This window comes from Deltaproteobacteria bacterium HGW-Deltaproteobacteria-2, from assembly GCA_002840505.1.
GTDB lineage: Bacteria > Desulfobacterota > Syntrophia > Syntrophales > Smithellaceae > Smithella.
Map to the genome: position 1 here is coordinate 698,779 of PHBC01000001.1, position 23,441 is coordinate 722,219.

Consider the following 23,441-nt stretch of genomic DNA (forward strand, 5'->3'; position numbering starts at 1 on the left):
ATACTACGATTACTTTATATAATAAAACATAATGGCAAAAATTGAATCGGCCACCACAATCATAAAAATAGCCACAACAACGGCAGAGGTAGTAAATTTACCGACATCCTGGGCGCCTGAACGCACTTGAAATCCTCTTTGGCAGCCAATGGCGGAAATCAATCCGGCAAAAACGGCTGCCTTAATTAAACTGGTTACAATATCGAATACTTGAATTGTTTTCATTGACTGGGTTACATATGTTTTTATCGTCAGATCAAGGCTGGTGATGCCGATTATCATACCGCCGACAACACCAAAAAGATCCGCATAAACAGTCAAAATCGGCACGACAATTACAGTCGCAATAACTTTCGGCATGGCCAGAAAGCGAATCGGTTCAAAACCCATTGTATGAAGTGCGTCCACTTCTTCATTAACCATCATTGTGCCGATTTCTGCGGCATAAGCAGAACCGGAACGTCCCGCGACCAGAATCGCTGTCATAAGCGGTCCCAACTCTTTGATCATGGCAAAACTGACCAACGAGGGAACATAAATATTAGCGCCAACCATTTTGAATTGTAAAAAAGACATGAAGGCAATGATCAATCCAACCAGAAGGCCTATCATGGCGACAATAGGAAGACCGTCCACACCTGCCCGATGGATGTAAAAAAGAACGTCTTTCCCCCGAAGTTCTTTAGGATGTCGGATAGTATAAAAAAACGCAACCAGTAATTCTCCAATAAACGTAATAAAATTGACAAAATCAGTCGCAAACTGCATTGAGGATTGCCCGACCTGCCATATAAAATCTCTGTGAGATTTCTTTGATTGAGGAGGTAATCCACGCCGTTCGACCAAGCGAAATATAAAACCATCTTGCGATTTTTCCGACTCGGAAGGTAATTTTCGACGCTCTATCAGATTATACATAAAACCATCTTGCGACTTTTCAAACTTAAAAGGTAGACTTAGCAAAGCATCATCATGGATGACATTGAAAATCCCTTTAGATTTATTGTTTAAATTAATCAGTTGGCATTGGATGTTTTGGCTAGTCACTTCCTTCTCAATTTGAACAAAAGCCAAAGCCGCTGCACTGTCCAAATAACAGACTTCCGAGAAATCCATAGTTACAGATTTTAATTTTTGTTTGGAAATTTCACTGTTGATGTCGCTTCTGAAGACCATCAGGTTTTTCAGACTAAACTGACCGGAAAGATTAATGAAAAGATTCAAATCTTTCAGGGTGGAAGAAATGTTGTAATCCTCTGAACAATTTCTACGCATTTGTGTTGTCATTATTATTTATTGTCGCCTGGCAGCAGATATATTTATCAGTTAAATATTTAAATTCAGGAAATATTTAATCCCGTTGCCGGATACTTGTCAATGGAAATTCAAAAATATCATCTAAGTCAATTTTTATACTTCGTTCAACCGTCTTTAACATTACATCGAAAAATCGAGCTCAAAGAAGTTTTTTAAAGAATATCTAAAATCTAATCCTATTGCATAACTACTATATAATTCAAATAGTTACAATAGTATTTGTTTTATTTTAATAATTTGGCACGGTCTTTTCATTATTATAAAGGCAAATAAATAAAATTAATTACCCCTAAGGAGGTAACAGATCATGAAAAAAACATTAGGAACATTGATGACAGCAGTAGCGGTTATTCTTTTAACAGCCACTTTCGGCTTTGCTGAATACGCGGCGGCAGGAGCCACTAATTTTCCGTACTTCCAGCTAGGCTGCTTAATCATCGGCGGATTGATTCTGGTTTCTCTTAAACGCAAATACGAAAAAATGTATTTAGGCGAAGTCGTTACTATCTTTGCTCTGTACACAATTTTGATGGCGCTCTTCACCAATCCGGTAATTGAAACTGTAAAGACCATCGTCAGCTAAGAGTATTAGAACAGGCACTAATAAGGAAGGGAAAACGAACAATGTTAGCAACTCATAAATTTCACCAAGAGAAATTCAGCGGTTTTGGTTCGATCCTGATGTTGTCGGCTTGGGGATTCACGATGGTAATAGCATCTTTCCTGTTTCTTTATATTGGACATTTACTTGACGGTGTTTTCGGAACTGCTCCGAACTTCATGCTGGGATTATTCTTCTTAGGCATCTTTCTTTGTATAATGAGACTCTATCAGGAAGCTTACGGAAAAAGAAACGATGTTTAATTTATGCAAACAACATTATGATCTATAAAAGATAACGCCCCCTCGATGTTTGGAAAGATTGAGGGGGTTACTAATTTTACCCCCAATAATCACAGGTATGAACCCCAAAGCAAGCTTTGGAAACAGATTCGCGAGCTCGTTGCGGTGTATTAAGCCCCGTTTATACGGGATAATTCGTCCGACAAATTTCAGTTCGCTACGCTTTCGGAATTTGAGTTTCAACAATAAATCACACTGTAAAATCTCCATAGACAAACTAAATTTTTCCTTTATAATGTAATTGAATTTTTTATCGAAGTTAAGCAATCAAGCATTGTGCTCAGAAAATTGTTGCCTGTTATTGCAGGTTTTATGAGCATGGTTACAACAAAAATCAGCATTAAAACTTAGGAGAACAGTATATGATGAAGATAACTAGAAATGTCGGTATGTTAATTATTATACTTACCACTGTGTTTTTTGTTTTGGGATGCGCAGGGGGATCAAAAGAATTGCTCAACGAAGATTATAAAAAGATGAATAATGAAAACATCCTTCGCTATTATTACAGCCTCAACGACGAAATTGAACGTCAGGAAAAACAGTCCAGTCCTCAATTCGGTATCGGAATTGGCGGCTTTGGCGGCCATCACGGAGGAGTTGGAGGTGGCGCAGGCGTTACTACGGGCGGCTCGGGATACACCGCTGATGATTTAAGAGCACGTAGAATTGATGTATTAATGGAATTAAAAAGAAGAGGATTAAATCCATAAAACGATAAAAACATTGATTTGATTTCCACGCAGACGCGATACCAATTCTAAATCAAAGATGATATCGAGGCGGCTAGGCGGAGGCAACGAGGCGTATTGTGCACATACGTTGAGGAAGCCGACAATCCCGATGAATCGGGACCAACAAAGATAGCGCTTTGATTTAGAATTGGTGTAAAATTAAAAAAGGGCTTCCACAATGGAAGCCCTTTTTTTACTGGTGCGCCCAGCAAGATTCGAACTTGCGGCATCCAGATTCGTAGTCTGGCGCTCTATCCAGCTGAGCCATGGGCGCTAAATATGCTGATTAAATTTGCGGTGACTTCCATAGCACATCAATGAAATCAACACAATTTTTAAAAAACTGGCGGAGAGAGCGGGATTTGAACCCGCGGTACACCTTTAAAGGGCGTACAATCGCTTAGCAGGCGATCGCTTTCGGCCACTCAGCCATCTCTCCGTTTTTTCGGATTTCACAATTTGGCGGAGGGAGCAGGATTCGAACCCGCGAACCTTTCGGTCAACGGTTTTCAAGACCGCCGCCATAGACCACTCGGCCATCCCTCCATTAATAGAACTTTTTAAACTCCTTAAGGAGTAATTCGTTCCAGTCCTCTCATATAGGGACGCAAAGCTTCCGGTATGATAACACTGCCATCAGCCTGCTGATAATTTTCCAGTATCGCCACAACCGTTCTTCCCACAGCAAGACCGGATCCATTTAATGTATGTACAAACTCAACCTTACCGCTTTCTTTTCGACGAAACCGAATAGCTGCGCGACGCGCCTGAAAATCTTCAAAATTACTACATGAAGAAATTTCCCGATACGTATTTTGTCCCGGCATCCAGGCTTCCACATCATAAGTTTTAGCCGAAGAAAACCCCAGATCAGCCGTGCAAAGGCAAACAGTGCGATAAGCAATTCCTAGTTTTTTAAGAACTTCTTCCGCATTGGCAGTCAGTTTTTCCAACTCGTCATAAGAAGTTTCCGGCTGGGAAAACTTCACCATTTCCACTTTATTGAACTGATGCTGACGGATCAATCCCCGTGTATCTTTGCCGTAAGATCCGGCTTCCGAACGGAAACAGGGAGAATAAGCTACTAAATAAATAGGCAGCTTCTCTTCTTCCAGAATTTCTTCGCGGTAAATATTGGTTACCGGAACTTCCGCTGTCGGAATCAGATAATATTCCATACCTTCAATTTTAAAAAGATCTTCCTTAAATTTCGGCAACTGACCGGTACCGGTCATGCTTTCGGCATTGACCATAAAAGGTGTCAACACTTCAGTGTAACCGTGTTTTCCCGTATGCAAATCCAGCATAAAATTGAACAGTGCTCTCTCAAGCTGAGCCCCTGCACCTCTATAAACTGTAAAACGTGCTCCGGTTATTTTTGCACCACGCGCGAAATCCAGAATATTCAAGCTTTCGCCAAGTTCAAAATGCTGTTTGGGTTCAAAACTGAAAACCGGTTTTTCACCCCAGGTACGCACCACCGGATTATCTTCGGAGCTCTGGCCCTGCGGAACAGATTCATGCTGAATATTCGGCACAATCATGACAAAAGAATTAAGTTCTTCTTCCGTCACCTTGAGACTTTCGTCATATTCTTTTATCTTTGTCGAAACGTCTCCCATCTTCCCGATAAGAGCCGAAGCGTCCTCTTTCTTCTTCTTGAGTTCGCCAACTTGTTTAGAAACACTGTTGCGCTCATTGCGAAGCGTTTCCACCGCCTGCAAAATGTCACGTCTCTTAGCGTCCAAACCCAAGAATCGATCAAAATCTATATTCTGACCGCGTTCATCCATTTTTTTACGGACAAGATCGATGTTTTGTCTTAAATACTTAATATCTAACATACTTAACCTTTTGAATCTTTTGCTGGTTTTACCGGTCAAAGACTGGTTTTCCTATCATTTTGGAATCTTGAAGTCAATGATTTTGTCTGAGGAGCTTATATTATGAACTGGTTAATTTCCTTTTGACCATATCGACAACAGCATGCATTTCCGGACTTTTCATAAAAAAAGCACAGATAAAGAAAACGCCAGCCCCTATAATAATGGAAGTCGTAAGATACAGTAATCTTATTCTAAATGCGGCATAAGTATTCCAGGGATTTAGTAAATCAAAAAGATAGATCGCCACCAGCATAACAAGAGCGGATATTATAATTTTAAAAATTGATACAAAAAAAGAGCGGTCGAGATATGTCCCAATTTTTCTTTTTAAGACAAAAGCCAGAACAAGGACATTGACCGAAGCTGCAATTGAACCAGCCAGAGCAATACCATTATGTTTTAAAGGATACATCAAGGCAAGGGCAGCCAGTACATTCACTATCAATGTAACAATGGCAGCTTTAAGTGGCCATTTGGAATCCTGAAGGGAATAGAAAGAAGAAACAAATACGCGGATGGTTGCAAAAGCCCAAAGACCAAGCGCGTAACATAATAAAGCCTGACTTGTATAAACGGCGGCTCTAGTATCAAAAGCGCCCCGTTGAAACAATACGGAAATAATCGGCAGGTTCAGAGCCATTAAAGCAACCATGGCCGGAATGGTTAAAAAAAGCATCAGGCGCAGGGAAAAAGAAATGCTCGATTTTAATTCATCAATTTTACCGGCAGCAACATGATTGGAAAAACTGGGCAAAGCCGCCGTTCCGATGGCAATGGCAAATACTCCCAGTGGTAATTCCATAATTCTGTCGGCATAAAAAAGATAGGTTACCGAACCGCCCGGAAGCAGTGAAGCCAAAACAGTCCCAACAACAACATTGATAGTAGTCACACCGGCACCCAAGATGGCCGGAATCATTAACAGGCCTATCTGTTTAATTCCAGGATGGTGCAGGTTCACTATAAGTTTCAGTTTGAAACCGAAATTCTTCAAAAAAGGCCACTGCAAGGCCAGTTGCAGAAGACCTCCAATCAGGACTCCAACTGCCAGAGCTGTAATAGGTTCGGCAAAAAATGGACGCAAAGTAAATGCCGCCGCAATCATGGCAATGTTTAACATTACCGGAGAGAGCGCAGGTGCTGCAAAATGTCTGAATGAATTTAAAATACCCATGCATAAAGCGACAAGCGCAACAAAAAATATATAAGGAAACATCAGACGGTTCAAAAAAACAGCCAGTGAAAACTTCTGAGGATCGGAAATGAAACCGGGAGCGATTATTCCGACAATCAGAGGAGAGAAGAGAATGCCCAACATCGATACAACGACTAAAATTATGGAAAGGATGGTAAAAGTGTTATTAGCCAGTTCGAAGGCTTCTTCTTTTGTTTTTTTCTGGAGGTATTCGGTAAAAACAGGAACAAAGGAAATGGTTAGAGATCCTTCACCCAGCAGACGTCTGAGCATGTTCGGAATTCGAAAAGCCACCCAGAACGCGTCAGTCATCCAATTAGCGCCAAAAAAAGCGGCGATAACAATATCTCTCAGCATTCCAGAAATACGGCTGACCATCGTTGCCGCACCCACAACTCCGGCAGCTTTGGCGACTTTTGCGTTTTCCGAATTTTTTGTTTTTTCCATAATGAGTTAGCTTAATATAACATGTTGCCCTTATAGCACTATAAGGAATGAATTACGACGTGATAATCTAATTGGTTTTGCAGAAATTATTTATTTTCGTTTCCAATTCCACCTTGCTTATATCTTTAACCATAATTGTTTTTTTTCGTGATTTCGCGCCGGAAGCTATTTCCATCTGACTTCTCTTTAGTCCCAGTTCTTTGGCTAATAATTTTATGCAAGCCTCGTTGGCCGCTCCTTCTACAGGTGGCACGGTAACCTTGACTTTTAAAGCACCTTCCTGCACGCCCACTATTTCTACACGGGAAGCGTGAGGGATTACGTGAATATCAAAAGTCAGGCCTTTTTTTGACTCTCTCAAAAAAACCATATCAGTCAAAGGCATTTTCCTTTCTCAAAGAATTAGAGATGACTGGCCAGCTGAATAATAGTTTCCACAAGAAAATATTTTAAAAAGACAATCGCCAGGATAACTATAATAGGTGAAATATCGATCCCTACATTGCGCATAGGCAATTTTCTGCGAATAGGTTGCAGAACCGGTTCGGTAACACGATACAAAAAGACCACGATCTGATTATAGGGATCAGGATTAACCCATGATATCACGGCACGGAAAATAATAATCCACATGTAAAGGGTTAGAACAATATCAACGACTTTCGCCAGCGCAATAATTAAATTACTTAAAGCAAACATTAAAACCTCTCTAATCGATTGGTGTTCAGTCTTTTCTGTTAACTGACGCTGAAATTGATGCAGCGAATTTATCCAGAGACATATTAAAATCGTCCGGTCTTTCCAACATGACCATGTGACCGGCGCCATCAACTATTGCCAGCCTTGCTCCATTAATGTTTGCGGCAAGTTGACGGGAAAAATCCGGAGGTGTCATTTTATCTTCTGCTCCACAGATGATAAAAGCAGGTACGTTGATTTTACATATTTCTTCAGTCAAGTCCAAGTTATTGCACGCCACAAGATCTCCATATAAAATATCAACTTTTGATTGGGCAATGCTTCTTCGCAGCGGATCGGATAATTTGGCGCGGTTTTCCTTAGCCAGTGAAAATTTGCACATTAAGTCTATTATTTCTGTCGGCATTTCTGCCGGATTTGTTTTTAAAAATTCTAACATAAAAGGATTAACCGGCATTTTTATGCCGCCGCCGAGGCAGACAATGCCCGCGATTTTTTCCGGATAATCGACGGCAAATTGAAGGGCGATGGCCGCGCCCAGAGAATGCCCCACAAGGATCGGCTCATTTAGTGCGAGAGTATCCAGCAGTTTATTGACCCAGACGCAATAGTCTTTCACATGGCTTTCGCCCTTCCCTTCCGAGCGGCCGTGGCCGGGAAGATCGATCATCGCCACATTATATTTTTCTTTGAGCTGCGCGTACTGATTCAACCAGCCGGTGTGGTCGCCGCCGGAACCGTGGATGAAAACCAGACTTTTTTTAGACGTGTCGGATTCATTTTTGCCCATCAGGCAGGCAATTTTCACGGAATCAATCTCAAAATATTTCAACATTATTTTCTCCCGAAAGTTAATCCCGACAATCCATCCAACATTAAGAAATTGATTGATTCGGAATAATACCAAGTCAGTTTTTCATTATTCATATGCTAATGTTCGAAAGCAACTTACTGTAACTATCACAAAAGCAAAATCTAATGCAATGAAAGAAAAGAACCCCGAAAATTGTACAAGAACCATCCATTCGGAAGTAAATAAAATTTAATTGAACTCTAACAAAATATGTAGTAGTCGCTATCAAAATAGTGACAGCTGTATGCCGATCGCTACTTTAACAAATATCCAAAACATTTTTTTGATGAAGCAATGGCTTCATATCAATGACCTGCGCCCAATTAAAGTGCCGGCTTCATTTGGGACAGCCAGTTCAATTTGATCCCTCTTGAAAGAGAGGAGCGTCCAAAAGATAGGCGAAAACCTGTGCAAAACACTGATGCTGATAAGTTTTATAAACATAAATTATCATACCAATTAAATTGATTAACTTTACAAAGAAATAGCATACAAAGATCATGGAAATAAAAAAAGGGGCATTTAATAATCGTCCCAACATTACAACGGCCGGCCTGCTCATCTTGATTGTTGGATTAAGCATATTTCTTCGTTTTTATGAGATCGGAAAACTTTCGTTTTGGTTGGACGAAATTCTGACGGCTTCCTGCGCGAGGGGAAGCATTTCCAATCTTATCCAGACAGTAAAAAATGATGCCAACATGAGTTTATATTTTTTATTAGTTTTTCTGGAAAACCAGATATTCCCGAATGTGTCAGATGGAATGCAAAGATCACTTTCCGCTGTTTTTTCCGTCGCCAGCATTCCTGTTGTCTTTTTATTAGGGAAAAATTTAGAGGCAGACGCAAAAAAAGGTTCTGTAATTGGTTTGGTTGCTGCTTTTCTGATAGCCGTTAACGCTTACCACATCGAGTACGCTCAGGAATTTCGTTCTTACAGCCTGACTTTTTTATTAACCGCATCGTCTACTCTCCTGCTGATTAAAATTCTCGAAAATGAAGATACTAAAACCATCTGGTTGATTCTTTATACGGTTATTTCCGCCGCGTCCTTTTACAGTCATTTACACGCCTTGTTTATTATTGTCGCCCAGGCAGTAACACTTCCCCTGTTATTAGTTGATAAAAAAAAATACGGCCTCAAATTAAAGCAAATTCTGTACTGCTTAATCGGCATTATATTGTTGATTTTGCCCATTGCTTTGATCGCCATAAATAAAGGGCCGGGACCTATTAACTGGATTTGGAAGCCGGCATTTGTCGATGTCTTATATTTATATCTCAACATATCAGGTTATCATGGCCTTTCCCTTCTAATCCTTTATATTGCTTTTGGCTGTTTCGGTATTTTAGCCGGCACAAGATATCCGTCCCGGCGGGACCTGTTGACCAGATGGAAGTATTCTCTTTTAGTTAGCTGTCTTTTATTGCCTGTCATATTGACATTCATTATTTCAAATATTATTGTCCCTATCTTTATAGATCGGTATTTACTTTATACTATGCCCTATCTCGTATTGTTGGCGGTTTCCGGTATCATAGCTTTGGCGAATTTAGCCGGCAAAGACGGGAAACATTCTTTTTCATTTATTTCAATTGTAATGATTACGGTGGCTCTTTTTTCTGTCTTTGCAGGTCTGGGTGTTAAGAACTATTATAAAAATCATCAGAAGGAAGATTGGAGAAATGCAACTGAATTTCTTTCAACAAAATGTTCCAAAAGCCTTCGTGTTTATTATCCTAACTTCATAAAAAAATGCGTCCTATATTACAACCCAACGCTCATGCCTGTGGAAAATAAAAAATTGACAAACTATCTGCAGCAGGAATCTGTCCCCGGAAAATCCATCTTTTCTGTATCAAACGGATATGATCAGGCATGTTTAGTTTTAAGCCATGCCGAAATCGGGGAAAGGGCCGTAGAAGCGGATAATATCAGGGCTGCCCTTCAGAGTAAATATCCTAATTTTTCTCTTGAAGAGTTTGCCGGCGTAATAATTGAAATTTATCAAAAGTAGGTCAATAATCCTGAAGGTTTCACTCTGAACCTTTTGCAAACAATCCGCAGTTTCCCCATTTTTAATTTTATGGTATTTTACAATGTGAAAGCTTCAAGTCATTTTTGCCGCTGCGGCGGCAAAACTCACCGATAGTTTGCTGATTAAGAAAACAATATGAACGACAAACTGCTTCTAGTGTTTTAATAAAGAATCCTCATGTTTTAATATTGACAGCAGGCATCAACCTGTGATTTTCTTACAACGATGCGATCACAACGACAGGGAGGTTTGTTCATGCTTAAAGATAAAAAGATAGCCGTTATTGGCGGCGGGAAAATGGGAAGTATCATTGCCGAAGGTTTAATTGCGCATAAAATTGTTCCTGCTAAAAACATCATCGTTACAGACATTGACGCCGCAAGGCTTAAAATACTTCGTTCTTCTTTAAAATTAAAAGTTTCTCATGATAATGAAAAATCCGTCAAAGATGCGGATATAATAATACTTGCCGTTAAACCGCAAAATATGGCCGCAACACTCCAGGGAATAAGCCCCGCTGTTAATAAATCAAAAATAGTGATTTCCATTGCTGCAGGAATCACGACAAATTTTATTGAAAAATTCTTCACCAAAGGAGTTCGAGTTATAAGAGTAATGCCTAATACACCGGCGCTTATCGGCGAGGGAGCGGCAGCAGTAGCCAAAGGAAGCTGTGCTAAGAAAAGCGATGTCAAATTGGCGCATACTATTTTCAATGCCGTCGGTATCAGCGTTGAAGTCGAGGAAGCTCTTATAGATGCGGTAACCGGCCTGAGCGGCAGTGGTCCAGCTTATTGTTTTTTGATAATTGAAGCGCTTATCGACGCCGGAGAACAAATGGGTCTGCCGCGGGATTTAGCGACAAAACTTACCATGCAAACCATGCTGGGAGCCGCCCGCCTCTGTATCCACAGCGATAAACAACCGGCGCAATTAAGGGAGATGGTTACATCGCCCGGAGGTACTACAGTTGCCGGCCTCAAAGCGCTGGAAGAAGGGAACATCCGGTCAACAATTATTTCCGCCGTCAAAGCAGCGACAAAAAGATCTAAAGAATTAGCCGGCGGCAAATAATGGTGATTTTATCTCCTACTCTTCATCTTTTCTGTTTGTTTCTGTTTCACTAATATGATCTTCCTGCTCATCCTCTTTTGAAGTAACAATAATTTCTTCAGGCTTAGCCGGTTCAATAATAAAAGGACTGGATTTCGCCGGAATATTGTCCGCTGCCGGTAATGTATCTTCCTCGTGAACTTCCCGAACAATCGCAGATGCGCCATTCATTACCGGAGAGGTTCCCGTTGACGCTTCCGTCGGTTTTCTCTTCTTATGCCGTGGTCTCCGGCGGTTTTTCTTTTTAGTATGTTTCTCGCCGTTTGCCGAAGCTTTTTCCTCAACGTTCGATCTCGAAACTTCTTGAACTTCGGCATCCTTTGTTTCTTCCGGAAGGTCCTGATCATCAACATGCTCTCTGGCTATTTGCCTTATTTCCACCTTATCCCAGGGTATTTCCGCACTACCGGCAATATTCAAAGCAATATCGAACTCCGATTCCAAATCCAGCAGTTCGCTTCTTTTACGGTTGAGAATGTAATCGGCAATTTCGTGGGGCAAGATTATTTTCAATTCGGAACAAATTCCCTTGACGGCTTCCGATTCAATCTTACGAAACGCCCCCAACGCAGCGGCTTCCAGAGATTGACGTAAACCGCTGCCTTTACAGAAAGGACATTTCGTGTAACTGATTTCCTGAATTGTCGACTGCTTCTTTTGCCTTGATAATTCGAGTATCCCGAATTTAGATATACGTGAGAGCTGGATTCTCGCTTTATCTATACTAAGTGCTGTTTTAAAAGATTTTTCCACCTCGGCAATATGTTTTTTGTCCATCATGTCAATAAAATCGATAACAATCAATCCGCCTAAGTCCCGTAACCGCAGTTGCCTGGCAATCTCCTCGCTGGCTTCAATGTTTGTTTTAAAGGCTGTCTCTTCAATATTTTTCTTATTGGAAGCGCGCCCGGAATTAACATCTATCGTAATCATAGCTTCTGTAGGATTGATAACAATGTGTCCACCGGATTTAAGGTCTACGCGTTCCTGATAAATAACGCGTATTTGATCTTCCAAATGATAATTGTCAAAAAGAGGTGTTTTTTCTTTGTAATGTTTGAGTATTCTTATATAACGTGGAGAAATAGCCCTCAAATAAGCTCGCATTTTGCGGAAAGTTTCCAGATCATCAACAAGAATTTCATCAATTTCCGACGTAAGGTAATCGCGCAAACTGCGTACGCCGAAATCTGTTTCCTGGTAAATCATGGAAGTTTTACTAAGACTGCTTGCTTTTTTATTGATTTCTTTCCAGAGACGCACGAGATGTTGATAGTCACGGGCAATCTCCTGCTTTGTCCGGTTGAATCCCGCCGTTCTGACAATAAATCCCATGCTCTCAGGGATTTTAATTTGTTTCATTATATTTTTTATTTTCTGCCGGTCTTCTTCATCTTCAACTTTGCGGGAAATTCCACTGCCGGGTTTGTTGGGAAGTAAAACCAGATATCTGCCGGGAAGAGAAACATAAGAGGTAAGAAGAGCTCCTTTGTTGCCAATCGCTTCTCTAACAGCCTGTACTATTATTTCCTGCCCAGCCTTCAGAACAGGCCGACTATGGTCCTGGCCGTTTTCCTGTTCGGTTAAATTCTCGGGGCTGACATCTTTTAGAGGAAGGAACCCATCTTTAGAGCCTCCGTAATCAACGAAAGCCGCCTGAAGGCCGCGTTCAACTTTAAGAACTATACCTTTATAAATGTTGCCGGTAATCGGTTCTCTCGTCGGCATTTCAATGTTGAAATCAACTAAAATGCCTTTTTCGTTAACCGTAGCCATCCGCATCTGTTCTTTGTGAACAGCGTTAACTAGCATAATGTGCTTCATAAATGTCCTTTTTGGCCGGCTGATATTTCTGCATGTGTACACGCTCCAATAGACTTTTTAAGTGTCTATTTATAAAATACCGCTCAACCTGTTATATTTATAGAAAGGCGCTTATATCGCCTTTTCCTATTCTTATAATTTCTATGTTGTCATCAACCAAACTGATGACGCTTGATGGTTGCGGCATAATAATACCACCATCAATAATTAAGTCAACCACACGGCCGAAGTATTCTTTGATCACAGAGGGATCGCCAAGTGTTTCGCCCTGTTCTGTTTTTACACTGGTGCTGATTATCGGCTGACCGAGTTCTTTGACCAGCGAAAGACAAATCTGATTGTCCGGAACCCTTATACCCGTTGTTGACCGTTTCGGCAAAATAATTTTTGGCACCAGACGCGATGCTTCCAGAATAAAAGTATAAGCCCCCGGTAAAAGTCTTTTCATGGTTTTATAGGCGTAATCGGTAACTTTGGCGTATTCGCTTATGTGTTTCAGATCGGAGCAGACAAAACTCAGGGGTTGTTTCCTGTTTCTTTTTTTTAATTCGTATATTTTTTCAATACCTTTTTTATTCGATAAATCACAGCCCAGCCCATAGACCGTATCGGTAGGATAGATTATTATCCCTCCGTCACGCAGAATATCCACGGCTTTTTTAATAAGCCGCATTTGCGGATTCTGACTGTTAATAGAAAACAGCATATTCTAACTTTCCGTGAATTTCTCAACTTTTACGAAGGACATATATCAAGAAACAGACACTTTCGCAACGAAGCTTTGAAATGAAAAGGATTTAACCATCACAGCCAATGAGTCTGTGTAGCAATTACTTTTCCTGTCATTAGGTGCGTGTCCCCCGCTGGCGGGGGATTAAGGGGGTGGATGTGTTAATGTGTCGTTTTTTTACAAGTTATATGTCCACCTCTGTCCCGATTCCTCATCGGGACACCTCCGCCAACGGAGGATACTGTGGTATTATTTAATGTTGAGATTTTTCTCCTTACTCAGTTTATACTCAATACTGTCTACAAGAGCCTGCCAGCTGGCCTCAATAATATTTTCAGAAACACCGATGGTGCTCCAAAACTCTTCGCCGTCGGTCGAATCCAGAAGCACCCTGACTCCCGCGGCTGTTCCTTCCGAACCTTCCAGTGTGCGGACTTTGAAATCTACCAGATGCATATCCTTGATTTGCGGATAAAATTTAGTAAGCGCTTTACGCAGGGCATGATCCAGAGCATTCACCGGACCGTTTCCTTCGGCAGCGGTTAATTCTTCTTCGCCTGCAACAGATATTTTAATTGTTGCCTGAGAAAGGCACGGATTGTTCTCCGTGCGTGAAGTAATAACACTGAAACATTCCAGATTAAAGGGTTCGATAAATTCACCAATAGTTTTTTTGATCAGCAAAGAAAGCGACCCGTCGGCGGCATCAAACTGAAATCCGCGGTCTTCCATAAGTTTTACTTCATGCACTATCTTTTTGCTAAGGGCGTCATCTTTAGAAATGTCAATGCCCAATTCCTTGGCTTTATATTCAACATTGCTTTTGCCCGCCAGATCGGAAACTAAAACGCGCCGGTGATTGCCGACAAGTTCCGGTTCAATATGCTCATAGGCGATGGAGTTTTTGACTACAGCACTGACATGGACTCCCCCCTTATGCGCGAACGCGCTTCGTCCGACAAACGGCCGCGAATTAAGCGGCGGAACGTTGGCAACATCACTTACATAATGAGAAAGGCTGGTGAGCTGTTTGATTGATTCAGGCGGCAGACAATTTTTACCCAATTTCAATTGTAAATTGGCAATTAGCGTTATCAAATCGGCGTTGCCACATCTTTCACCATAACCGTTGATCGTTCCCTGAACCATGGCTACCCCTTCCTGCACTGCGGCAATGGAATTCGCCACAGCAAGTCCGCCGTCATTGTGCGTGTGGATTGCGGCAGAAGTTAAGGGGAGGGAAGAAGAAATTTTTTTCACGATGGTACAAATTTCATGAGGGAGAGAACCACCGTTGGTATCGCAAAGAACAATAAAATCCGCTCCGGCGGCCAGTGCCGTTTTCACAACTTTGGTTGTGTAGCGGGGATTATTTTTATAACCGTCGAAAAAATGTTCGGCATCAAAAAAAACTTCCTTACCCATTGATTTCAGATACTCAATAGAATCGGCAATCATCGCCAGGTTTTCATTCAGGTCGGTTTTAAGAATTTCAGTAACGTGCAAATCCCACGATTTCCCGACAATAGCAGCGGCAGGAGTGCCTGCTTTCACCAAAGCTTTTAAATTCGGACACGACTCCGTTTTGGTATGCGCACGGCGCGTACTGCCGAACGCGGTCAGACGCGAATTTTTAAAATTAACGGCTTTGGCCATTTCGAAAAAACGCATATCTTTGGGATTGGAACCGGGCCAACCGCCTTCAATGTAGTGAAAATGAACATCATCAAGGCGCTGGGCAATGCGTAATTTTTCCTCTGCCGAAAAATTTGTCTGCTCTCCCTGTGTACCATCTCGTAAAGTTGTGTCATAAATCAGTACTTTGTTTTTCATTTTCCTCTCTCCTTCAAAACCACCGCTTTGCGGAATTGTTCCCAATAGCCTATGACTATTTGGATAATTCGACTAACGCTTAAAACTTCACTAAGTTCGTTTTAAGCTTGTCTCATTATGATTAGCCAATTTCAGTGCTCTACGCTTCTGAAATTGGGATCTCATAAAAAATCCGCTGCCGGGCTTGCCTGGCAGCGGATTAAATTTTTGTTTATTTAGAGTTGATACTATTCCGCGACCCGGCCTCCTGTAAAGAAGCTAATTATAATGTTGCTAATTATTATTTCTTGAATTTTGATCATGTTCATAGCGCCAACCATCTTTTTTTACATAATAATTTTTTAGGTAAATTTTGTCAATAGAAATAATTAATTGAATTTATGTTGACGAAGTTTTATATTATTACTACAAATTATTTTTTCACAGATCGAAAAAAATATTTCCACAAATTGCCGTATGGAATTTCACATATAATATATTATGACTTGTATCAGACCATATGTCTTAAATACTATTAAAAATTAATCAGCGGAGTAACCAAATGAAACGAGTTATTTCAGGATTTCTCATTGTAACGATAGGAATAATCATGTTTGGGTGTTCGAAGATAGATAGTCCTCCAAACAACGCCAAAGCCATCACTGAATTTAAGTTTATAAGTCAGGATGCAACCGGAATCATCACAGAGACAACGCACACTATAGCCATAACCGTGCCGTATGGAACGGACGTAACATCTCTGATTCCGACGATTACTCATACGGGCACAAGCATCAGTCCGGCTTCGGGAGAGACACAAAACTTTACGAACCCTGTAACTTACACCGTGACAGCCGCGGATGGTTCAACCCAAACCTACCAAGTTACAGTGACGCCCGCAATAAACCCTGCTAAAGCCATTACAGCCTTTAATTTTATAAGCCCGGTAACGGCAACTGGAGTCATTACGGAAGCAGATCATACAATAACAATCACCGTACCGTATGGAACGGATGTAAAATCTCTAACTCCAACAATTATTCATACAGGCGTCAGCGTCAGTCCCGCTTCGGGAGTGGCGCACGACTTTACCAATCCTGCAACTTATACCGTTACAGCCGCAAATTCCTCCACGCAGGCATACACGGTGACAGTCACTCAGTCGATTACAGCTAAAGCCATTACAGCCTTTAATTTCACTAACCCTTCGGCAACAGGTATTATTACAGAATTATCACATACAATTGCTGTAACAGTGCCAGCTGGAACGGACGTAAAAACTCTAACTCCAACAATTACGCATACAGGCGTCAGTGTCAATCCCGCTTCGGGAGTGGCACACGACTTTACCGATCCCGCGACTTATACTGTAACAGCCGGAGATTCTTCAACCCAGGATTATATAGTAACTGTAACAATATGGACTCCTATCTCAGGAATGATCCCGGTTCCCTCCGGAATCTTCAGTCGAGATGGTGTGTCTGGCAATGATAGTACCGTCTCAGCTTTCCAGATGAGTGACAAGGAGATTACCAGGAGCCTGTTTACCACGGTAACTGCACTGCCCGATCCCAGTGACACACGCTATACAAATGATACCAACGACCCTGTACAAATGGTTAAATGGTATCATGCCCTGGTATTCTGCAACAAACTCAGTGCGTTGGAAGGTCGAACTCCCGTGTACTCCATCAAAGGCAGTACGGATCCTACCGTGTGGATCGCCGCCAACGGAGGAGTCGTACCGACCGCTACCAATGCCGATTGGGACGCGGTTACTGCAAACTGGTTAGCTGATGGCTACCGCCTGCCAACGGAAATGGAATGGATGTGGGCGGCTATGGGAGCAGATACAGTTAACCCTGGAAACCCAAATACAACGGGCTATGCCAAGACCTTTGCCGGAAGCACAGGAAGCAATGCCATTGGAAATTATGCCTGGACAAGTGAAAACAGCAGCGGAACAACCCACCCCACAGGAACCAAGCTGCCCAACGAACTTGGCTTATACGATATGAGTGGAAATGTGTTTGAATGGTGCTGGGATTGGTGGACAAATACTTATCCATCGGGAGTATTGACGGACTACAGGGGAGCAGTTTCCGGCACTACCCGAGTCGCACACGGCGGCACTTTTCTATTTGGGGCCAGCCCTTTTGCATCGATTGCCTATCGTAACTTCGGTGGCCCGTCTGTCGGATACAGCATTGCTGGCTTCCGGGTTGTTCGCCAACCTTGAGTTCTACGGCATGTAACAGAACTTTTGACGAATCAGCCGGTTTCGCTTTCGAGAAAGAAATAAATTTATTTCCGCACCCAACTAAAATGGTGGAGGAATCTTGTCAACTCATCAGCATCAACATCACAACCACGAAAAAGCATCATGGGGTAAACGCTTAGCCGTTTCCATGATTATGAATCTGATTATTCCAGCGGTGCAGATTTACGGCGGCATTATTTCCGGAAGCATGGCGCTGATCAGTGACGCTTTGCATAATTTAAGCGACTTTGTTTCTCTGGTTATAAACTACGCGGCCCTGCTGCTGGGCAAACGCGGACCAACTCATAAACATACTTTCGGTTTCAAGCGTGTGGAAATATTCGCTACGTTAATTAGCGTAGCTCTGTTGTATGGCGCAGGCATTTATATTGCCATAGAGGCCTGGCAAAGATTCCGGAATCCCCAGCCGATAGCGGGACAACTTGTTATCTGGATTGCTCTTCTGGGGTTCGCTGGAAATTTCATTTCCGCTTTAATGCTGCGCGCGGGATCAAAAGTAAATTTGAACATGAAAAGCGCCTTTCTGCACATGCTCAGCGATGCCGCTACTTCTCTCGTAGTTGCAATATTGGGATTTGTCTGGCTTTACAAACCATGGTTTTGGCTTGATCCGGTTTTTTCCTGGCTGATCGTAGCTATGATATTATTCAGCGGTTGGGGTCTGATAAAAGACAGCATTCTCATTCTAATGAACGCAACTCCGGAGGGAATAAACCTGTCAGATATTCAAAAATCTCTGGAATCAATTGATGGAATCAAAGAAATTCACGACCTGCACGTCTGGAATCCGTCGGCTGAAAATATCGCCTTGGCCGTGCACATTACCGTGCCGGATCAAATGCTCAGCACAGTCGATGACCTGGCTGAAAAAATAAGGCATATGCTTTACGAAAAGTTCAGAATTGATCATCCGATTTTACAGTTCGAGTCTAATTCCTGCGACGAAGCAGAACTTCTGTGCAGCACGGTAAAACATCATGTTCACGATTAAAACAATTGCCCCATTTAAGAATTAAATATACAAATAAAAAAACGGCACCGTCTGCGCCATCGTGGGAAAGATGCTTCACTGTAAAAAAAGAATGACTAATTATTGTATTTCTATAAATAGAATATGCTATAATTACACATAATCTACGCCTGACTTTCAAGTTATCGGAAAAAGTGAAATTGTATATTAATTGTCCATGCGGGATGCGGACACTCCACAACTTTAAGAAGGGAGGCTATCTATGAAAAGACTAATTATCCTCTGTCTCATGATCGCGATTCTGCTGCCATGTTTCGCAATGGGTGAAGAGTCGCCAATAGGAAAAACAAAAACAGGCAAGGGTGACGTTGTTGTTATCCGCGGCGGCAAAGAAATCCCCATTAATATTGGTGACAGACTTTACCAAAAGGACATCATCCGGACCGGGGCAAACAGCTCGGTGGGTATTATTTTCGAGGATAACACGATTTTGTCCCTGGGACCGAAAAGCGAAATAGTAATTGATGAGTATGTTTTCGCCCCCGAAAAAGGCATATTGTCCATGATCACCCGTATGGTAAGAGGCACTGCTTCTTACCTATCAGGAATTATAGGACGACAGTCTCCGGAATCGGTGAAGTTTCAGACACCTGATGCGACAATCAGCATTCGTGGAACTCAATTTCTTGTCAAGGTAAAAGAAGACAATCCATGCCCTTGCTGCCTGTAATAAGGCTTTTTCACTAATTGATAATTTGTCAGACAATCCTGACGAAGGAGGCGGACATGAAAACAATAATCAACACGCTTGTCAGCTTAGGTCTTGTTTTGGTTTTAGCGGGCTGCGGAGCAAGGAGCATGGTCGTACTAATCCCGGATCCTGACGGTAATGTCGGGCAACTGTTAGTGGCGAACGATGGTGGACAACAAGTCTTGAACGAGAATAATCAATCGGTGCAGCTGACGGACAAAAAGACAGCGCCTGGTAAAGTAACAACGCTCAGCGCCGAAGAAATCCGCGCCACTTTTTCCGATGCGTTGGCCGCACAACCTTTGCCGCCGGCAACATTCATCCTCTATTTCCTGCAGGATTCAAATGAACTAACCGACGAATCCAAAGCCGTTCTCCCGCAAATTTTTCAGACCATCCAGAAGAGGGGTTCCACCGATATCGTCATTTCGGGGCATACCGACACGGTTGGTGCAAAGGAATATAACTACAAGCTGGCCCTTGAACGGGCACAGGTAACATCTGAAATACTGGTGGCCAACGGCGCAATCCCCGCCAATATCACCGTAACCTCACATGGGGAAGGAAATCCTCTCATTAAAACCGCTGATGAAGTTGCAGAACCAAGAAACCGTAGGGTAGAGGTCGTGATAAAGTAACTCAACCTTCGGCACGGCAAGATTATTCATGAAAAAAGAATCGAGCAAACTTCCAATTCGCGACTCCGACAATTTAATCGTAACCGGCAAGTCGGGAAACCGCCGTATTTTTTTCTGGGGGGTTCTGTCCACTCTATTTTTTGTGGTTCTCTTTGCACTTAAGCCAACACTGCTACAACGACTTGATTTTATAAACTATGACCTGCTTCTGAGAAATTTCCCGAACAATCATGCCAGCAGCAGGCTGGTAATTGTTGACCTTGATGAAAAAAGCCTGAATCAATATGGGCAGTGGCCTTGGCCTCGCTACCGGGTCGCCGAGTTATTCAACAAAATCGCCGCTATGAATCCGGATGTCATAGGTATCGACATGTTTTTTGCCGAACATGACCGGACATCTGCGGGACAACTAATCAAAGACCTCAGAAATGCTTATAAAATTAATATAGATATCGACTTACTTCCCCATGAGCTGAGCGATAATGATCGGATCCTTGCTGAAACACTGGCCAAGGGGCCCTTTGTCCTGGGCAATAAATTCCAATTCAACAGGCTTGAAAAAAATTCGGCACAATGCCTTTTGCATCCTGTTAAGGTTTCATTTATTCAGAATATGGCAGAATTGGAAGAAAAAACAAGGCTTCCGGAAAGCACTGGTGTTCTGTGCAATCTAAACATGCTCTCCGAAAAGGCCGGCGCATCAGGCTTTCTTAATTTTAGTCCCGACAAAGATGGTATGCTTAGGCGCATGCCAATGCTCATTCAATACAAGGGAGAAGTTTACCCCAGCTTGGGCCTTGCCACTGTATTGAAACTTAAGAAAACCAACAATATTATTTTGCAAAAAAACGGGCCCTCCCTGCAATCAATCCGTTACAAGGGAGCCTCAGTTCCTGTTGACCTGCACGGTCAGTTGTTAATCAAGTTCCGGGGCGCTAAGAAAAGCTATGACTATATATCGGCAACAGATATCATGAATGGCAACGTTTCCTCAGAACGTTTGCAGGGACGAATAGCTTTTGTCGGTACCTCATCGGCAGGATTGAGTGACTTTCTAACCACGCCTTTTGATCCAATATTTCCGGGCGTAGAGGTGCATGCCACTGTTGTTGATAATCTGCTGACTGGTGATTTCATCACCAGTCCAAGTTGGTCCAACGGCCTGGTCCTGCTCCTTATTCTCGGTTTTGGTGTGTCATTGAGCTTGCTTATTACCTTTAGAAGTGCCGCCTCCGGTTTCATTGTTATGTTGCTCTTCATTGTCGGGTTATGGCTGACAACGCAAGAGGCTTTTTTTCGCATGGGATTGTTTGTCGGGACGGCATTTCCGATTGCAGCTGTTGTTTGCAATTACATATTTCTGACCGTCCTAAAATACCGTTTGAAAGAAAAGCAAATGCTCTCCGGTATGCGTGAACTTATCCTCACTCAGGACATAACCATCGAGAGCATGGCCAATCTGGCCGAGTATCGGGATCAGGAAACCGGTGGCCATATAAAGCGCACCAGGATGTATGTCAGACTGTTGGCCGAACACATCAAGCATCACGAAAAATACAAACATTTCCTCAGTGATGAAAACATTGATATGCTTTATAAATCCGCTCCGCTGCACGATATCGGCAAAGTCGGCATTCCCGATAATATCCTGCTTAAGCCGGGCGAGTTGACCAGGGAAGAGTTCGAAGTCATGAAGACCCACACGACAATCGGCCATGACGTGATCGAGACCTCCGTTCGCAGACTTGGCAAAAATTCATTTCTGACCATTGCCGCGGAAATGGCCCTCTCCCATCAGGAGAAATGGGACGGCTCCGGATTCCCGCAGGGCCTCAAAGGGGATGCAATCCCCATCAGCGGCAGACTGATGGCACTAGCCGATGTCTATGACGCCTTGATCAGCAAAAGGGTCTACAAGGCAGCCTCTCCGCATGACGCAGCCGTGGACATTATCAAAAAAGGTAGAGGGACTCACTTTGACCCTGACATGGTGGATGCGTTTCTTGAAATTCATGAACAGTTCAGAAATATCGCCCGTGAATTTGCCGATTTCGAAGAGAAAAGGGAAGTCCTGGATAAGAATATCCCCTTAGAAGATTTAACGCATGATTCACAAATATTTTCCGCACGGGAATAGAATTAAATTATATTTATATGAAACCTTCCGTGCCTATTGGCGGAAATTTCACTCAAATCGAATTTTCTCCAGACCTGAAAAAACAGCTTTCTCTTCCTGCCAGTGAAAACCGATAACGAATATATTTATTCTTCTTAATTCCGGTTCGTAATGATTTTTTTTATCTTCCGGCAGAATTAGAATAGGCAAAGGATTTACAGCGGCCGCTGATGTCTGCAAAATTAATTTGCCGGTGGCCGCCAGCACGCTTTTTTCTTTTGTATCGGTTACAATTTCAAAAATATGAGAAATTCTGTTTTCAGCCGTATCAACCGCAAAAAGTTCGCTTTCCGTATCGTTGCCTATTTTTATTCTCTGCTGCAGAAGCAGCGTGGCTAGTTCGCTGACAATCAGGTCATGATCACACGCAGAGATTATTTCATCTTCAGGCAGGGGTACTTCGCTTCCGATTAAGTCTTCCCGGAAAGTTATTTCTGAAAAATCCATTTCCGTCTGCGTTGACTCAGCGGCTGATAATTTCATTATTTCTATTTTTTTCACAAACTGTGCCGCCTGCAGAGCAAAACGGCTGGAGGCAAGATTGCCTATCACCGCCACCTGGCTTATGGAATCCCCATCTTCCATAAATGACCAGACGCCTCGATAATTTTGTTCAAAAAGAGATTTCCCGACTCCTTTTCTTCCACCACCGATTTTACCCCGATGAACCACAAAAACATTACCCCACGAATCATGAGCAAATGCACCACCGGTTTTTCGATCTATTTGAGCCCAGGGGAAATTGATTTCAGAGGCAATAGACAAAACGTTGGACGTTCCCGGCTTCCCTATGCCAAACGCGTTCCAGTAACGCACTTCCTTTATAGTTTTAGAAAATTTCCAGATGTCCAATTCTTTTGACCAGAGAACTTTCGCAGAAAAACCTGCCCCCTGATGGCCTAATTTTACTTTTATCTCTTCATCAATAAAGGGCTTAAACTTTTTATTGAATTGTCCGGCGTATTTTTTTATGGCCGGTTGATCCGCTATGACTTTAAGCATAAATAAGCTTCCTGAAATGTTATTCCAATTCTAACTCTCTGTGTCATTTCGAAGTCCCGCATGCGCTGGAT

21 protein-coding genes and 3 tRNA genes are annotated in these 23,441 nt (G+C 42.4%); 10 read left to right on the forward strand and 14 right to left on the reverse strand.

The annotated features are described in order from the left end of the window. Window positions 1-9: 9 nt before the first annotated feature. Complete coding sequence (locus CVU62_03225; GenBank protein ID PKN39221.1) at window positions 10-1,287, reverse strand: hypothetical protein; 1,278 nt, start codon at window positions 1,285-1,287, stop codon at window positions 10-12. Between the two features lie 337 nt (window positions 1,288-1,624). Between CVU62_03225 and CVU62_03230 the strand changes: the two genes are divergently transcribed. Beyond that, entirely contained in the window at window positions 1,625-1,900 is a 276-nt protein-coding gene (locus CVU62_03230; GenBank protein PKN39222.1) for a hypothetical protein, read from the forward strand. 41 nt (window positions 1,901-1,941) lie between these two features. Next, complete coding sequence (locus CVU62_03235) at window positions 1,942-2,181, forward strand: hypothetical protein (GenBank protein PKN39223.1); 240 nt, start codon at window positions 1,942-1,944, stop codon at window positions 2,179-2,181. Window positions 2,182-2,196: 15 nt separating this feature from the next. Here the strand turns inward: CVU62_03235 and CVU62_03240 are convergent, their stop codons facing one another. After that, window positions 2,197-2,430 carry a hypothetical protein gene (locus CVU62_03240; GenBank protein ID PKN39224.1) on the reverse strand — a complete coding sequence of 78 codons (234 nt, stop codon included), beginning with the start codon at window positions 2,428-2,430 and terminating at the stop codon, window positions 2,197-2,199. Between the two features lie 152 nt (window positions 2,431-2,582). Here CVU62_03240 and CVU62_03245 point away from each other — a divergent pair, with 152 nt between their 5' ends. Further along, window positions 2,583-2,933, forward strand: coding sequence for a hypothetical protein (locus tag CVU62_03245; protein PKN39225.1), 351 nt, complete (start codon window positions 2,583-2,585; stop codon window positions 2,931-2,933). 218 nt (window positions 2,934-3,151) lie between these two features. Here CVU62_03245 and CVU62_03250 read toward each other — a convergent pair. The 8 genes from CVU62_03250 to CVU62_03285 form a co-directional block, all read right to left on the reverse strand. Further along, window positions 3,152-3,228: transfer RNA gene (locus CVU62_03250), tRNA-Arg, on the reverse strand. Between the two features lie 70 nt (window positions 3,229-3,298). Then, a tRNA-Ser gene (locus tag CVU62_03255) sits at window positions 3,299-3,393 on the reverse strand. A gap of 21 nt (window positions 3,394-3,414) precedes the next feature. Continuing rightward, window positions 3,415-3,500 (reverse strand) — tRNA-Ser (locus CVU62_03260). A 23-nt stretch (window positions 3,501-3,523) separates the two neighbouring features. Beyond that, complete coding sequence (locus CVU62_03265; protein PKN39459.1) at window positions 3,524-4,798, reverse strand: serine--tRNA ligase; 1,275 nt, start codon at window positions 4,796-4,798, stop codon at window positions 3,524-3,526. A 100-nt stretch (window positions 4,799-4,898) separates the two neighbouring features. Continuing rightward, complete coding sequence (gene mviN / locus CVU62_03270) at window positions 4,899-6,482, reverse strand: murein biosynthesis integral membrane protein MurJ (GenBank protein ID PKN39226.1); 1,584 nt, start codon at window positions 6,480-6,482, stop codon at window positions 4,899-4,901. 67 nt (window positions 6,483-6,549) lie between these two features. After that, the gene (locus tag CVU62_03275) at window positions 6,550-6,867 is read right to left on the reverse strand and encodes a YggU family protein (protein ID PKN39227.1); all 318 of its coding nucleotides are present in this window, start codon (window positions 6,865-6,867) and stop codon (window positions 6,550-6,552) included. A 17-nt stretch (window positions 6,868-6,884) separates the two neighbouring features. Beyond that, on the reverse strand, window positions 6,885-7,181 hold the full coding sequence (locus CVU62_03280; GenBank protein ID PKN39228.1) for a hypothetical protein: 297 nt from the start codon (window positions 7,179-7,181) through the stop codon (window positions 6,885-6,887). Between the two features lie 25 nt (window positions 7,182-7,206). After that, window positions 7,207-8,016 (reverse strand): hypothetical protein, encoded by an 810-nt coding sequence (locus CVU62_03285; protein PKN39229.1) that lies wholly within the window; start codon window positions 8,014-8,016, stop codon window positions 7,207-7,209. A 518-nt stretch (window positions 8,017-8,534) separates the two neighbouring features. Here CVU62_03285 and CVU62_03290 point away from each other — a divergent pair. Beyond that, window positions 8,535-10,052 carry a hypothetical protein gene (locus CVU62_03290; protein ID PKN39230.1) on the forward strand — a complete coding sequence of 506 codons (1,518 nt, stop codon included), beginning with the start codon at window positions 8,535-8,537 and terminating at the stop codon, window positions 10,050-10,052. Window positions 10,053-10,328: 276 nt separating this feature from the next. After that, on the forward strand, window positions 10,329-11,147 hold the full coding sequence (gene proC / locus CVU62_03295; protein ID PKN39231.1) for a pyrroline-5-carboxylate reductase: 819 nt from the start codon (window positions 10,329-10,331) through the stop codon (window positions 11,145-11,147). Between the two features lie 15 nt (window positions 11,148-11,162). Here proC and CVU62_03300 read toward each other — a convergent pair whose 3' ends face one another. From CVU62_03300 to CVU62_03310, 3 genes are all read right to left on the reverse strand, one after another. Next, window positions 11,163-13,010, reverse strand: coding sequence for a ribonuclease (locus CVU62_03300; protein PKN39232.1), 1,848 nt, complete (start codon window positions 13,008-13,010; stop codon window positions 11,163-11,165). Window positions 13,011-13,107: 97 nt separating this feature from the next. Beyond that, window positions 13,108-13,716, reverse strand: coding sequence for a threonylcarbamoyl-AMP synthase (locus tag CVU62_03305; GenBank protein PKN39233.1), 609 nt, complete (start codon window positions 13,714-13,716; stop codon window positions 13,108-13,110). A gap of 273 nt (window positions 13,717-13,989) precedes the next feature. Continuing rightward, on the reverse strand, window positions 13,990-15,573 hold the full coding sequence (locus tag CVU62_03310; GenBank protein PKN39234.1) for a citramalate synthase: 1,584 nt from the start codon (window positions 15,571-15,573) through the stop codon (window positions 13,990-13,992). A gap of 541 nt (window positions 15,574-16,114) precedes the next feature. Between CVU62_03310 and CVU62_03315 the strand changes: the two genes are divergently transcribed. From CVU62_03315 to CVU62_03335, 5 genes are all read left to right on the forward strand, one after another. Continuing rightward, window positions 16,115-17,791 (forward strand): hypothetical protein, encoded by a 1,677-nt coding sequence (locus tag CVU62_03315; protein ID PKN39235.1) that lies wholly within the window; start codon window positions 16,115-16,117, stop codon window positions 17,789-17,791. A gap of 100 nt (window positions 17,792-17,891) precedes the next feature. Next, window positions 17,892-18,824, forward strand: coding sequence for a cation transporter (locus CVU62_03320; protein PKN39236.1), 933 nt, complete (start codon window positions 17,892-17,894; stop codon window positions 18,822-18,824). Window positions 18,825-19,065: 241 nt separating this feature from the next. Continuing rightward, window positions 19,066-19,533: a hypothetical protein gene (locus CVU62_03325; GenBank protein PKN39237.1), complete on the forward strand. Its 468-nt coding sequence runs from the start codon at window positions 19,066-19,068 to the stop codon at window positions 19,531-19,533. Window positions 19,534-19,589: 56 nt separating this feature from the next. After that, the gene (locus CVU62_03330; GenBank protein ID PKN39238.1) at window positions 19,590-20,192 is read left to right on the forward strand and encodes an OmpA family protein; all 603 of its coding nucleotides are present in this window, start codon (window positions 19,590-19,592) and stop codon (window positions 20,190-20,192) included. 28 nt (window positions 20,193-20,220) lie between these two features. Then, window positions 20,221-22,329, forward strand: a complete 2,109-nt coding sequence (locus CVU62_03335) for a hypothetical protein (GenBank protein PKN39239.1) — start codon at window positions 20,221-20,223, stop codon at window positions 22,327-22,329. 48 nt (window positions 22,330-22,377) lie between these two features. On the opposite strand, the gene CVU62_03340 is transcribed toward CVU62_03335, so the two are convergent. After that, window positions 22,378-23,370: a hypothetical protein gene (locus CVU62_03340; protein PKN39240.1), complete on the reverse strand. Its 993-nt coding sequence runs from the start codon at window positions 23,368-23,370 to the stop codon at window positions 22,378-22,380. Window positions 23,371-23,441: the final 71 nt, after the last annotated feature.